Here is a 12,899-nt window from a genome sequence, read left to right as displayed (position 1 = left end):
TCCTATCGCTCTCACCTCACGCCTTTCGCCACCGCCTGCACCGCATCGACGACCACGTAGCCGTCGGCGCCTGCGTTGGAGACGACGACTTCGGCGGGGACGTCGGGGGTGAGGCGGAAGGCGCCAAGGGGGTGGAAGGGACCGTCGGCGGGCTTCTGACGCTGGTTGACGCGGACGGCGTGGGGGCCGTCGGCGTCGCGGACGGCGACAGGGACGTTGGTGGCGCGGTTGGCGTTGGGCGAGTAGGACAGCCGGATCTCGTAGCGGCCGGGCTTGTCGACGCGGATTGTGAAGCGGGCGGACATGTCTCCCTGGCCGTCGCCGCCGTCGGTCAGGTAGTGGTCGCCGACGAACGGAGTGATGGAGCTGCTGTACCGCCACTGGCCGGTGAGAACGGCCTTGTCGTCGTCGACGACGACTCCCGGGAGCTTGCTCGCGTCGACGGAAGGCGCCCGCTTCGGGCCGGTCCACTTGAGGACCTGACCGTCCTTCAGCAGCCGCGATTGGAGGGCCGTCGTGTCCACCTTCTGCACCGACGTTTTGCCGTCGATCGCCATCGCCGCGGCCGTGGCCGCCGACTGGCCCAGGACCATGAAGACGGGCTCCATCCGGATCGACCCGTAGGCGATGTGCGAGGCCGACAGGCAGACCGGCACCAGCAGGTTCGAGCACTGGGCCTCGGTCGGCACGATCGAGCGATAGGCGATCGGGTACGGCGAGAAGCCGCCGACCTGCACGTCGCCCTCGTTCCAGGCGTGGCCGTCCTTCACGTAGCGCTGGACGTTGTGCGAGTCCATCGTGTACGCCGCCAGCCCGACGGCGTCCTCAGCGACTTCACGCCCCTGGCAATTGTGCTGGGACATGACGTAATCCGAGATCATCCGCCGCGCCTCGCGGACGTAGAGCTGGAACGGCCAGCCAGCGGTGTCCTTGAATTCGTCCTTGGTGATTCCCCAGCGGTTGACGTCGGCCCGAACCTTTTCCGGCACGCGCGGGTCGTTGGCCAGGAACCAGAGCATCCCCTGGTGGTAGTTGACGTGGTCCTGGAAAATCTCGGCCCGGCGCGTGTAGTCGGCCTCGGGGTAGTCGTAATTCATGCCGATGTTGTCCGACGAGACCGCGCCGTGGTTGTTGATGTCGGTCTTACGGTTGGGCATCGGCGTGTTGAGCTTCAGGGCGTCCCACTGGCCGGCCAGGATGTAACGCAGCAGTAGCTCATAGCGGAGCGGGTCGTAGACCGGAGGCTTGGGGAGGGGCAGCTTGTTATCGGGGGCGTCGGTCAGGCAGATCCGGAAGTTGTAAGCCTGGACGCGGTGGTCGCCCTCGCCGTGGACGCCGGGGCCGCCCTCGTGGACTCCCGGCAGCAGGCCGCTGGAAGGATCACCGGCGACCTTGTACGGATCGACATCCTTGAGGAACTGGTGCCCCTTGTGGCCGAGTTCCACGCCGTTGAGCGTCTCGCCATAGCGGGCGTTCGCCTCGCGGCCGACGTGGTACGACACGCCGGCCTTCGCCATCAGGTCCCCCTCATAGGTCGCGTCGATGAAGACCGGCCCTTCGAGCGTCAGGCCTCTCTCCATTCGGATCGACTCGATGGCGTTGCCGCGCTTGCGGACGCCGTTCTTGAGGTCGAGCCGCTCGTTGAATTTCACGGGGATCTTGGCGTCGGCGATCCAGCCGTTGAGGATGGCCTCGGCGACATGGGGCTCGAAGGTCCACATGGCGTCGTCGCCGGAGGCCTTGCGACGATCGTTGTACTCGTCGTGGGTCTGCTGCCGCCAGGAATCAGCCTTGGCGTAATGGGCGGCGACCGCGCGATAGAACTCGCGCGAGATCCCGCCGATGGCCGCCTTGTTGCCGATGTCCGTCGCGCCCAGGCCGCCCGTCGTCAACCCGCCCAGGTGCCGGCCGGGTTCGACGATCACGACGGTCTTCCCCATCCTCGCCGCCTGAACGGCCGCGGCCACTCCGGCCGAGGTTCCGCCGTAGACGACCACGTCATAACGCTCTGGCCCGGCTCCCTGACCCGCCGCCGGTCTTGCGTTCGCCGTCAGGCTTCCGATCGCCGCGAGTATGATGGTCGTCCGTCCCCACATGATCCTATCCCCTTTCTCCGAGATCGACGGGCAGAAGCCGACCCCCTCGCGCGGGAGTCAGACCGTCGACCGCAAGATAACGGACCCCGCCGCGCGAGGCCAGCGGCTGGCGACGAGCGATTTTCCCGACCGGCCGCGCAGTCGGCTTTTCGGTTGACGCGGTCGCCGTTGACGCTGAACATAGGCCGAAGCCCGGGGCCGATCGGATTCGGCCCTGTCCCGCGATGCGTTCCCCAGGGATCGCTTTCAGGAGGCGGACGCCATGGAGCTTCTGCAAGTCGAACGGATTGGAGTCGTCGGTATGGTCCGCCCCCAAAGCCGGGTCCGCGGTCTGATCGACCTGTCCACCTTGCCCGAGGTCGACCAGCGCCAGGTGGACGCTCTCTTCCGGACCGATCCGCTCGCGTCCCCGTACGATGCCGTCGCGGGCGTTCGCTACCAACTGACCCGAAACACCGGCTACGGAACCGAGACCGTCGTCGCCCCCGAAGCCGCCGTCCCGGCGACCGTGGCCGCCTGCGTGATTGAGGAGGCCGCGTCGTAGCCGCCCTGCGATTCCACCTCCCACGCCTGCCGGGTTCGTTCGCAGCAGACGTGCAACGAAGCCGATCGACGCAACATCTCGTTGGGTAGGCGTTTGAGAGCGAATCTGCGGCGTCTGGGATTGGCTTCGATTGGTCATCTTTCGAGCTTCCGGGCCGTCTGTTCCTCCGATCGCAGGGCCTCGCGAGTGGCTGCCCGCTTAAATAGATATGGGCTCTGATTTGCCATTCTGTTCGATGAACTTCGCGGAATCCGCGGGATGTGATCAGGGGGACTCGCCCAGGAGCCCACGCTCTGCGGGGCCCCAGAGGCTGAGGACCCAGCGCGCGACGTGGAGGAGTTCGCGTTCGCCGTCGGATCTTGGTTCGACGTGGCGCGACGCGATGGCCTGAAGGCGGTCGAGATCGGCTCGGATCTCGGCACGCCGCGAGGCGGGGAGTTCGCCCGGTGAGGTCATCGCGCGGACCCGGTCGGGGCTGGCGATGGGTGCGGGCTGGCACCAGGTCCGGCCGGCGTTGAAGAGGGACTGAAGGGCGAGGAGGTCGTCGACCGCCTGGGGTGAGTCGGCCGCGCCGAGCCGTTCGCGGCCGAGGGTCGCGCGGAAGGCGTTGAAGTCAAGGTCGGGGTTGCGGCTGAACTCGCGGTAGGCGATCCGGTTCACCCGCGCGAGGATCTCGTCATAGGGCGGATCGCCCGGGGCGAGCCAGCCGAAGCCGAGCGGGATCTGCCGCTTTCCCTTGAGCCACGCCTGGCCCTCGTCGGCTTTCTGGGAGACGAAGGTGAAGGCCTCCAGCGAGGGGACGTAGCCGGTCATCCCCTCGTCGCGGGCGCGTCGGGCGTTGGCCTGGATCTCGTGCGGGGTGCGGCGGGCCGGCGAGTCGTCCGACCAGTAGCTGCCGCGAGCCCGCTTGATGAGCGTCGGCTCTGGGTGGGCGCTGTGGGGCGTGAAGAAGAGCGACCAGCGCGGGTCGAACGGCAGCCTCGCTCCTCGGACGCCCAGGCCGGGGGCCTCAGCACCGGAGAAATAGTGAGGGTAGACGATGATCTCCGCGTCGGGCTTGCGGGCCCAGACGTCGTCCGAGATCGCCTTCACGAAGGCGAATTCGCGTTCGAAGAAATGTTCCCGGCAGTCGGCGCAGTGGCAGGCGGCGTAGTCGGACGATTCGATCAGCAGGCCGTCGGCTTCGGGGTAGAAGTCGCGAGCCAGCTCGCGGGCGTAGTCGAGCATCAGGCGCTGGGATTCGGGCTTCGACGGGCAGAGGTTCCACCCCCAGCAGCCGATCCCGAAGGGGGCGGTCGGCTTGCCGTCCGGGCCTGTCGCCTTCAATTCGGGGTGATCGACGGCGAACCGGTTCACCCCGTCGTAGCCGAACGGCGTGAAGCCCAGCAGGATCCGCACGCCCTTCGTGTGGGCGTAGGCGATCAGGTCGCGGACGAAGTCGTCGCGGACGTTTTCGTGGTCCTGGTTGTAGGCCCAGGTGATCGGATGCCTTCGCGAGCGGAAGCCGCCGGCGACCCAGAGCATCAGGGTGTCGCCGCCGTCCGCGCGGACTCCGTCGACGATCCTCTTCCAGTCGGGAAGGTCGTAGGTCGGCATCCGCATGAACGTGATGTAATAGCCGCGATGAACGAAAGGGCCGTCGCCGGCCCAGGCCGCGGAAGCGGTCAGGGCCAGGACGGCCGTTGCGAGGATGCGGATCGGTTTTGAGAGCACGGGCGGATCTCGCGGAGGTCGGCCGAGGGCCGGCGCCGCGCCTTCCCGTCCGACTCAGTCAGTCAGCTCGATGTCGATGGTATTCTCACCCGACTTCACCGTCTCGACCAACGGAGTGCTGGTGGGATCGCCGTACTTTTCGGGGACGAGCGATTTGAACTTGGGAACCTTCGAGCCCCCCTTGGGCGGCCCCCCCGAGGGCGAGGGACCGATGATTTCGACCTTCGAGACGTCGGGAGCGGCTTCGGCGGTCGCACCGGGATCGACGGCCATGATGACGACCTTGTGTTCGCCGATCACCGCGCCGGGTTCGCCGCCGGAAGTCAGTTCGTAGGTGCCCTCCGCGTTAAGCTCGCCGGAGGCCGGCAGGAGGCTGCCGTCGGCCATGGGCTTGGTCGGTACGAACAGGACGGACCCCGTGGTGACGGGCTTGCCCTTGTACGTCACCTTGCCGTGGACCTTCGCGTGTTCATAGTGCGGTTCACCGCAGCCGACGAGGGCCAGGAGGCAGGCGGACGCCAGGGACGAGGCGGCCCACCGCACGACTTTCCGATTCATGGTTTGCTTCCTCCGCCCCCCCAAGGTCGAACCGGGAGCGCCGGTTCGGACCGAGAGGGCCTGATACTTGCGTTGGCTACACGAGGAGGGGGCGTCAGAGCGAGTCGCTGGAGAAGACCTCGCCATTGGCGATGGTGCCGATAGCCCACCAGGGGCCGAGGGCGACCGAGTCCTTGATGAACCGCACCGACCCGTCGACGAACAGGACGTTGACGCCGCCAGCGTGACGGCTGCTGGCCGTGAGCAGGGCGCCGTTCATGTCCTGGTTGTTGGTGACGCAGTTCCAGGTGTTAGGCGTCATGATGTGGGTGTAGATGCCGCCGTTGCGGCCCAGACCCAGATGCCAGAAGCTCCCCATGCCGCTGAGGGTGTTCGTCGGATTCCCGGAGAGGGCCAGGTTGGCCAGGTTCGACGCGTTGGGGTAGAGCGACTTGCACGAGAGGTAGTCGACCATCGGGCTGACGTTGGGGTACCAGGTGCTCGTGTTCGAGACGCTGGAGGTCGGCTTCAGCGTATCCAGGCCCGAGTCGATCCCCTTGACTCGCTCGCTGAACGAGGCCGTGTTGCTCGTGCCGTCGATGATCGCCCCCATGGTGATGCGGCCGACCACCCCGCCCTGCTGGCCGAGGTCGATGCCGACGCCCCGGAAGTTATCGCCGTACTTCATCGTGTACGCTTCCGACCCGGCGCACATCGAGTAGTTCGTGTGGCCGGCCGAGTTCGACATCCGGTCGATGTCCGAAGGGCAGAGCAGGAACGAGAGCTTGGTGTTGAAGGCCGTGGTGTTCTGCATGGTCGCCGGGCTGGCGAAGCCGGTCGAGAAGTTGATCGAGTTGAACAGGTTCGACTGCTCCAGTTGGCCCAGCATCATCGAGGTCGCCGACCAGTCGTTCCAGTTGTAGCCGACGTGCGCCGGCGGCAGGCACATCTGGGAGCTCTCATAGTTGGCTACGGCCAACCCAAGCTGCTTGAGATTATTGACGCATTGCGCTCGGCGGGCGGCCTCGCGGGCCGACTGCACGGCGGGAAGCAAGAGTGCGATCAGCACGGCGATGATGGCGATCACCACGAGCAACTCGATCAGCGTGAAGCCGCGACGACGCATGGATGATTCTCCGAAAGAGCTGGGACGGACTCGAAGGGAACGACGCTGAAAAACCTATGGACGTGTCGCCACGCGGGCGAGGCCTGGACGAAGAAGTCCAGATTCAGATGAGAGCCTGGGCGCGAGACATCCCGTCAGGCCGCGACGGCCGACGAGGTCGAACTCACGAGCGATTAACCTGGGCGTCCCGACCGATTGCACGAGTGGTCGGGATCAGACTACGAAGACGAAGACGAAGACAGGCACAGGGTGGGCCAATCGGCCCGCTGCTATCGATAAGTTCGTCGGCTCCGATGCGAATCTCACATCGCTCCGCCGAATCGAATCAACCACCGAAGGCGCGTCGGATCGAGGCAAGGAAGAAGGGCGGCCGGAAGCGAAGCCCCGGGGCCGATCGCTGGGTCTCTCACCGCCTCCCGGAACGACCCTCCGAGAGTGCCTTCACTGAGGGATTAAGCACGGGGGGCGGAAACGTTACCGCTCCCTCGAAATTTTTCTATCGACCGGGCCTATTCCCGCGTCGCCCTCGTTCCGCGCCTTGATGACGGCGTCCATGGCGGCGAGGGCGCCCGCGTCGCGGGGGTTGATTTGAAGCGCGTCACGTAGGGTGGCTTCAGCGTCGTCGAGGCGGCCCGCAAGCTGCAACGCCTTCCCCAGCAGCACGAGGACATGCACCGTCCGGGGACGGATGGCGACCGCGACGGATGCGAATCGCGCGGCTTCGTCGTATCGCTCCAGGCGCACCAGCGAGCTTGCGAGGTTGCTGTTGATCCAGAAGTCGTCGGGATGGGCGCGCTGGGCGGCTCGGTACAGGGCGACGGCGGCCTCGCTGTCCCCCAGATCGGCCAGCGCCCACGCCAGGCGTTCCGCGCTGGCGGCGGTCAGGCCGGTGGCGTCGGCGGAGGCCGCCAGGCGTTCCAGATCGGTTCGGGCTCGGGACCGGTCGACGGTCATGAGGTCGAGGGCGTTGCGGAGTTGATTGCGCCAGGGATCGGGGTCGGCGATGCGGGCGACGCGGATCAGGCGCTCGGCCTCCGCGATCCGGGGCGGACGGTTCCGCCGTCGGCTGAATGCCCAGTGGTCGAGGGCGCCGGCCAGTTCAATGGCGATCGGTCGCGCGGCGATCCGCGCCGCGGCCTCGGCGGGGCTCAACTCGTCGACGGGGATGCCGAAGTCACGGAAGGCCTCGGCGTACTGGGCGTCCTCGCGGCTGCGGCTCAGGTGGGACGACGTGTTGGCGTGGATGTCGGCCAGCCGCTGGACCATGTCGCGGTCCTTGAAAGCCGCGTCGGCCTGAGCGTGTTCGGCGCTGATCGACGCGAGCAGGTCCACCACGCGACGGCCGAGGGCGGGCGTCGCCTCGCCGTGACTGAGCAGCAGCTCGGCGCGACGGGCCGACTCGGTCGCCTCGACCCAGAGCGCAGGATCGTATTCGGCCGCCGTTCGGGCGCGATCGCGAAGATCGTCGGCCCCGGCGAGCGCCTCCTCGATCTCCGTCGTCGTCCGAAGGGTGCGGTCCGCTCGGTAGCGGGCCGTGAGGGACCAGACCCCGGCCCCCGTCAGAGCGGCGGTCAGCAGAACGCCTGCCAGGACGGCCGTCAGGATCCGCCGTTTGCGTTCCTCGGCCGCTCGCGCCTCGGCTTCGCGGGCCAGGCCGTCGGCCAGGATGCGGTGGGTCTGCTCTTCCTCGGCGCGGGCTTCAGCCTGGGCCTGAGCCCGTTCGGCCTCTCGAAGCCGGTCCTGGACATGGGTCAGGTAGGCGGTCAATCGAGCCAGCACCACTCCGGCGTCGCGCGGACGGTCCTTGGGCGCCGGGGCCAGACACGAACGAGCGAGGGCCACCAACTCACACTCCGCGTCGCTGGCGTCGAGCCGGGCGCGGGCGTCCGCCAGGTCGGCCCGCGCCGCCTGGTGGTAGATGGCCTCGTCAGTCGGAGCTGCGTAGGCCGGCGCTCCGGTGAGGATCTCGCAGAGGATCGCGCCCAGGCCGAAGACGTCGGCGCGTTCGTCGAGGGTGTCGAACGCGCCTCGGGCCTGTTCGGGGGCCATGTAGGCGGGCGTTCCCAGCACGGCGTCGGCGTAGGACGCGCCGGCTTCCGACCCCTTTCGGACCATCCGCACCGCGCCTCGCTCGTCCGACCCCGCGCTTCGGGGAGCCTCGTCGGCGGCGCCTCCCTTGTCGAGCACCTTGGCGAGGCCCCAATCCATCACCTGCACCTCGCCGAAGCTCCCCACCATGACGTTTGAGGGCTTCAGGTCGCGGTGCACGACTCCTCGCGTATGAGCGTAGGCGATCGCCTGGCAGACCTGTTCGAACACCGCCAGGAACCGAGCGAGGTCGTCGGACGGCCCCCGCCGCGTCCGCAGCAACGCGGCCAGCGTCTGGCCGCGAACGAGTTTCATGGCGATGTACAGCCGGCCGTCCGGCAGCCGGCCCAACTCGTGCACCGGGATGATCCCCGGGTGCTGAAGCTGGCCGCCGATCTGGGCTTCCTCGATGAACCGACGAATGCTTTCCGGATCGTCGCGACGCCGTTCCAGGAGAACCTTGAGCGCGATCTCCCGGCCCAGGTCGACGTCGCGCCCCATCAGCACGACGCCCATCCCCCCGCGGGCCAACTCGCCGAAGAGCTGATACCGGCTTGGGAGGCCCGAAGTGGACGGCACCTCCTCGGAATGAGGACGCACAGGCTGAGCGCTGTCGGGCCGGCCGTCGCGGAGCAGAACGCGCGGGATCGTCCCGATGCTTCGGTCGAGGTCGCTGAGGACCCCCGGGGCCGGCGGCGACAGCCGGAACTCGTCCTCGGTGGTTCGGGCCGTCGGCGGATGCGATGCGCCGAACGCCGGTAAAGCGCGGTGCGGTTCGTCCCGCGCCGCGGGCTGAAGGGCGTCGAGGCTCAGTCCAAGCAGGCAGCCGGGGCAAAGCCCGGCTGGGCCGTCCTCCGGCTGCTGGGCGCCGCAACGTCGGCAGATCTTTTCGGTCCGCATGATCGGGCTTCCGGTTTGACTTGGCGCCCACTCGAAGTCGGACTCGACGAGCCCGGTTCGGCCGCCGGTTCGGCCCCTCATCGGAGGTATTAAGCAAATGGGATTGCGCCGTTACCGCGACGCGACCGATTTCCCGGCTCAGGCCTGGAGGGCGGCGAAGAGCGCTCGAATCTCGTCCTCAATCTCTTCGGAGTCCTCCACCGTCGCCGCGATCTCGCATCGGAGCAGATGGGCGTAACGGCGGCGCAGTCGGTGGACGGCGACCCGCGCCGAGCCTTCAGAGACGCCCAGCCGCCGGCCGATCGCCGCGTAGGATTCGGCCTGCGGCCCTTCCGTCAGGTTGACGGAGAGCGTCTCGAAGACCGCTTCGCGACCGGAATCCTCGTACTCGCGGCGGAGTTCGTCCAGGACCCGGCCGAGCAGCGTTAACGCCCAGCTACGGTCGAAGATCCGCTCTGGCGTCAGGTTCAGCACGAGGTCCCGGTCGTAGCGGCCCTCGGCGGTCGTGGCGTCGATCGACAGGGCCGAGCGTCCGCCTCCGCGTTTGAGGGCGTGCTCATAATCATGCCGGTTCGCGAGATAGTGGGTGTAAACCCCCAGCAGGAACGACCGAAATCGGCCTCGATGGGGGTCGGCTCGGGCGAGCAGATCCTTTTCCAGCACGTACGCGAAGAAGTCCTGGGTCAGATCCTGCGCCTGTTCGGGCGAATGGCCGCGACGGCGGGCGTAAGCGTAGAGCGGATACCAGTATGCTTCGCAGAGCGCCTCAAGGTTCTCGCGTCCCTGGGGAGCGCCTGAACCAGTAGCGGCGACCACCCGGCTCCAGCGCGTGGTTGGGAATCTTCTCTGGGAAGGGCGATCAGGAGGAATCGAGGACACGCTTCCGACCTCGATGAGTTCATCCGGGGTTGCGCTCTCGCTCGCGAAACCCTCGCTGACCGATCTCGAACAGGGATTCCGATATCTTACCACCACCCGGAACCGATTCGACAGACCCGCTTAGCCGATCCAGGAAGCCCCATCCACCGCGACGCCGATGTCGGTTGGGGATCGCACCTGGGTATCGAAGGGCCTACGATCAAGGGAGGTCTTTGATGCAGGGGAACCTTTCGATGCTTGCTCGAATCGTGCGGCCTGGCCTGGCGTTGGTTTGGTCGATCCTGATCCTGATCGTTGCGGCCGGCTTTGCGCCTCCGGTCGTCTCGTGGGAGCCCGAGACGCTCCGCCTGGTGCAAGAGGGGGCCGACTACGCCCGGATGGCGCGGTTGGGCGATGGGCGAGTGGGCTGCGCCTACGACCGCGGCGGCCGATTGTACTTCCGCCGCAGCGCAGACGACGGCGCGACCTGGGAAGCGCCGGTCCTCGTGAACGAGGACCCCGAGTGCTGGCTGACGAACGCCGAGATCCTGCCGACCCGCTCCGGTCCCCTGCTCTACTTCTGGAACGAACGGCCCAGGAAGGCCGTGCGGATGCAACGCGAACGCGCTGCGAAGGCCGAACTGACTCGGCCCTTCCTGATCCGGATGGCTCGGAGCGACGATCACGGCCGGACGTGGTCTCCGCCCCGGACGCTCTACGAGGGCGGGACGACTTTCCAGGACGGTTGCTGGGAGCCCGCGCCGGTGGAACTCCCTTCGGGGGAGATCCAGGTTTACTTCGCCAACGAGCGGCCGTTCCCGACGACCAACGAACAGGAGATCGACGTCCTTCGATCCGTCGACGGCGGCTCGACCTGGAGCCCGGCCGAAGCGTTCGCCTTTCGCCGAGGTCGTCGCGATGGGATGCCCGTCCCTGCGCTGCTCGCCGACGGCCGCCGCGTGGCCGTCGCCATCGAGGACGACGGCCTCTCCGGCGATCGGTTCAAGCCGTCCATCATCCTCCGCGAGCCTGGCCGCGACGGCGTCGTCGGCGGCGACGACTCCCGGCGCTGGGGGGCGCTCGCCGAACCTCTCAACCCTTCCTGGTACGCCGGCGCGCCCTATCTGAGACGGCTCGGCGACGGCTCGACGGCGATCTCCTTTCAGGAGGACCGTTCGGGGGCGATGCGCGACTGCCGCCTCGTCGTCTGCACGGGCGACGCCGACGCCCGAGGTTTCACGAACAGGTCCTACCCGTTTCCCGACGAGGCCGGATCGAAGCAGCTCTGGGGTTCCCTGTTCGTGAAGGACGATCACACGATCACCGCCGTCGTTACCGGCGCCTTTCGGGGCGTTCGCGGGGTGTGGGCCGTCGATGGACGAATCTCCCCTGCGGCAGTGCCGAACCGTTGAGGCGATGGGCCGGAGGCCGACGGCTTACTGATCGGCCTCCTTGCGGTCCTCGTCAGTAAAGGCGACGCCTTTGCCGGTGTCGCGGTATTCCCGCGAGTAGCGGGCCATGCTCTTCATCGTGAGGCCGTAGCTGCCGCCGCGGGAGCGGATCGTCTGGTGGACGCCGACGCCGACTCCGCCGGCCTCGGCGAAGGCGTCGAAGTCAGCCCCAAGGAAGATGACCTGCCAGTGCTTCGCCTTGCAACGTTCGACCGCAGCGCGGGCGCTCTCCTTGGTGATCTCGCGGCTGGCGTTCTCCTGACCGTCGGTCATCACCACGATCATGGTCTTCTCGCCGCCGGCCGCCTCGGCCAGGGCGATGATGCGCGAGAGAGCGTCGAGCAGCGGCGTGTACCCGCGAGGCGAGGCTTCGCTGGGTTTGACGTCCTTCCAATCGGCGGCCGGGGTGCGGTCGCGGATCACCTCGAACTTCAGGCCGTCGACCGCGTCGAAGGTCGCCAGCGTCGCGACGGCGGCTTCCCCCAACTCGTGCACGTAGGCGTTGATCGCCCCCAGGGCCTCGTCCCATCGCGTACTCATGGAGCCGGAGCGGTCGAGCAAGACGAAGGCGTTCAGGACGTCAGAGGATGGGGACATGGGGCCTCCGTTGTCGGTCGGATCAATGGTACTAGCACGTAGTGATTGCGGCGATGTTCACAATTCAACGGTATGCGCTCAAGCCGACGAAATCCATAGGAATCTCGCACGCCAACGCCGCGTCCCGGATCCGGGAAATCGACGCATCAGACGGTTGACACGGGATTTCCCGCGAGCTAGCCTGGTATTCGTATTGATTTCGGACCACCTCCGACCGTCCCTGCGCGACTCCCGCCGGGAGCCACGACCATCGCTGCGCCAAACACCACGACCCACCGGGACGAGGCACGCCTGCTCGCCGAGTGCCAGGCCGTCCTGGGTTATGAATTCCACGACCCGGACCTGCTTCGGGAGGCGCTCACCCACGCCTCCGGTGCGAATCACCGCCTGGCCTCCAACGAGCGGTTGGAGTTCCTGGGGGACGCCATCCTCGGCGCCGTCGTCTGCGAGATGCTCTTCCGCAAGTTCCCCGACTATCAGGAAGGGGAACTGACCCGGATCAAGTCGATCGTCGTCTCGCGACGCACCTGCGCGAAGATCTCCGAGACCCTGGAACTGGACGTTTACCTGTTTCTGGGCAAGGGGATGGGCGCGGGCGATCAAACCCCGTCGTCGCTGCTGGCGGACGTCTTCGAGAGCCTCATCGGCGCGATCTTCGTCGACGGCGGCATGCCCGCCGCGGCCCGATTCATCACCCGCTACATGGAGCCCGAGATCGAATCGGCCGTCGAGGGCCAGAACGGGCTCAACTACAAGAGCAACCTCCAGCAGGCCGCCCAGCGCGATTTCGGCGAGACGCCGACCTATCTGCTGCTCGACGAGAAGGGCCCGGATCACTCGAAGTGCTTCAAGATCGCGGCTCAGATCGGCCGCAATCGCTATGCTCCGGCCTGGGGGCGAAACAAGAAGGAAGCCGAGCAGCGAGCGGCGATGAACGCCCTCTGCCAGCTCTCCGGCTCACCCATCCCCTATCAGTCAGACTGACGAGG

10 protein-coding genes are annotated in these 12,899 nt (G+C 67.2%); 3 read left to right on the top strand and 7 right to left on the bottom strand.

Annotated features, from left to right (window positions below):
- Nucleotides 1-11: 11 nt before the first annotated feature.
- Entirely contained in the window at nucleotides 12-2,096 is a 2,085-nt protein-coding gene (locus G5C50_RS12490) for an FAD-dependent oxidoreductase (protein WP_165069654.1), read from the bottom strand.
- A gap of 262 nt (nucleotides 2,097-2,358) precedes the next feature.
- On the opposite strand from G5C50_RS12490, the gene G5C50_RS12485 reads away from it, so the two are divergent.
- The gene (locus G5C50_RS12485; RefSeq protein WP_165069651.1) at nucleotides 2,359-2,640 is read left to right on the top strand and encodes a hypothetical protein; all 282 of its coding nucleotides are present in this window, start codon (nucleotides 2,359-2,361) and stop codon (nucleotides 2,638-2,640) included.
- A gap of 264 nt (nucleotides 2,641-2,904) precedes the next feature.
- Here G5C50_RS12485 and G5C50_RS12480 read toward each other — a convergent pair whose 3' ends face one another.
- The 5 genes from G5C50_RS12480 to G5C50_RS12460 form a co-directional block, all read right to left on the bottom strand.
- Nucleotides 2,905-4,353: a hypothetical protein gene (locus G5C50_RS12480; RefSeq protein ID WP_165069649.1), complete on the bottom strand. Its 1,449-nt coding sequence runs from the start codon at nucleotides 4,351-4,353 to the stop codon at nucleotides 2,905-2,907.
- 54 nt (nucleotides 4,354-4,407) lie between these two features.
- Nucleotides 4,408-4,911 carry a hypothetical protein gene (locus G5C50_RS12475; protein ID WP_165069646.1) on the bottom strand — a complete coding sequence of 168 codons (504 nt, stop codon included), beginning with the start codon at nucleotides 4,909-4,911 and terminating at the stop codon, nucleotides 4,408-4,410.
- A gap of 94 nt (nucleotides 4,912-5,005) precedes the next feature.
- Nucleotides 5,006-6,016, bottom strand: coding sequence for a DUF1559 family PulG-like putative transporter (locus tag G5C50_RS12470; protein WP_165069643.1), 1,011 nt, complete (start codon nucleotides 6,014-6,016; stop codon nucleotides 5,006-5,008).
- A gap of 474 nt (nucleotides 6,017-6,490) precedes the next feature.
- Nucleotides 6,491-9,004 (bottom strand): protein kinase domain-containing protein, encoded by a 2,514-nt coding sequence (locus tag G5C50_RS12465; protein WP_165069641.1) that lies wholly within the window; start codon nucleotides 9,002-9,004, stop codon nucleotides 6,491-6,493.
- A gap of 138 nt (nucleotides 9,005-9,142) precedes the next feature.
- The gene (locus tag G5C50_RS12460) at nucleotides 9,143-9,883 is read right to left on the bottom strand and encodes an RNA polymerase sigma factor (RefSeq protein WP_206107669.1); all 741 of its coding nucleotides are present in this window, start codon (nucleotides 9,881-9,883) and stop codon (nucleotides 9,143-9,145) included.
- A 233-nt stretch (nucleotides 9,884-10,116) separates the two neighbouring features.
- Here G5C50_RS12460 and G5C50_RS12455 point away from each other — a divergent pair, with 233 nt between their 5' ends.
- Nucleotides 10,117-11,274, top strand: coding sequence for a sialidase family protein (locus G5C50_RS12455; RefSeq protein ID WP_165069638.1), 1,158 nt, complete (start codon nucleotides 10,117-10,119; stop codon nucleotides 11,272-11,274).
- A gap of 24 nt (nucleotides 11,275-11,298) precedes the next feature.
- On the opposite strand, the gene G5C50_RS12450 is transcribed toward G5C50_RS12455, so the two are convergent.
- Nucleotides 11,299-11,910, bottom strand: a complete 612-nt coding sequence (locus tag G5C50_RS12450; protein WP_165069635.1) for a vWA domain-containing protein — start codon at nucleotides 11,908-11,910, stop codon at nucleotides 11,299-11,301.
- Between the two features lie 249 nt (nucleotides 11,911-12,159).
- Here G5C50_RS12450 and rnc point away from each other — a divergent pair, with 249 nt between their 5' ends.
- Nucleotides 12,160-12,894: a ribonuclease III gene (rnc, locus tag G5C50_RS12445; protein WP_165069924.1), complete on the top strand. Its 735-nt coding sequence runs from the start codon at nucleotides 12,160-12,162 to the stop codon at nucleotides 12,892-12,894.
- Nucleotides 12,895-12,899: the final 5 nt, after the last annotated feature.

The sequence above is a fragment of the Paludisphaera rhizosphaerae genome, from assembly GCF_011065895.1.
Classification (GTDB): Bacteria; Planctomycetota; Planctomycetia; order Isosphaerales; family Isosphaeraceae; genus Paludisphaera; species Paludisphaera rhizosphaerae.
Note: the sequence above shows the minus strand (reverse complement) of the source record. Positions and strands in the feature narration are given on the sequence as shown.

What these genes read in the sequence shown, in the direction of transcription:
- G5C50_RS12465 (WP_165069641.1), bottom strand. Translation starts at nt 9,004, where the DNA reads ATGCGGACCGAAAAGATCTGCCGACGTTGCGGCGCCCAGCAGCCGGAG.
- G5C50_RS12470 (WP_165069643.1), bottom strand. Translation starts at nt 6,016, where the DNA reads ATGCGTCGTCGCGGCTTCACGCTGATCGAGTTGCTCGTGGTGATCGCC.
- G5C50_RS12450 (WP_165069635.1), bottom strand. Translation starts at nt 11,910, where the DNA reads ATGTCCCCATCCTCTGACGTCCTGAACGCCTTCGTCTTGCTCGACCGC.
- G5C50_RS12490 (WP_165069654.1), bottom strand. Translation starts at nt 2,096, where the DNA reads ATGTGGGGACGGACGACCATCATACTCGCGGCGATCGGAAGCCTGACG.
- G5C50_RS12485 (WP_165069651.1), top strand. Translation starts at nt 2,359, where the DNA reads ATGGAGCTTCTGCAAGTCGAACGGATTGGAGTCGTCGGTATGGTCCGC.
- G5C50_RS12455 (WP_165069638.1), top strand. Translation starts at nt 10,117, where the DNA reads ATGCTTGCTCGAATCGTGCGGCCTGGCCTGGCGTTGGTTTGGTCGATC.
- G5C50_RS12475 (WP_165069646.1), bottom strand. Translation starts at nt 4,911, where the DNA reads ATGAATCGGAAAGTCGTGCGGTGGGCCGCCTCGTCCCTGGCGTCCGCC.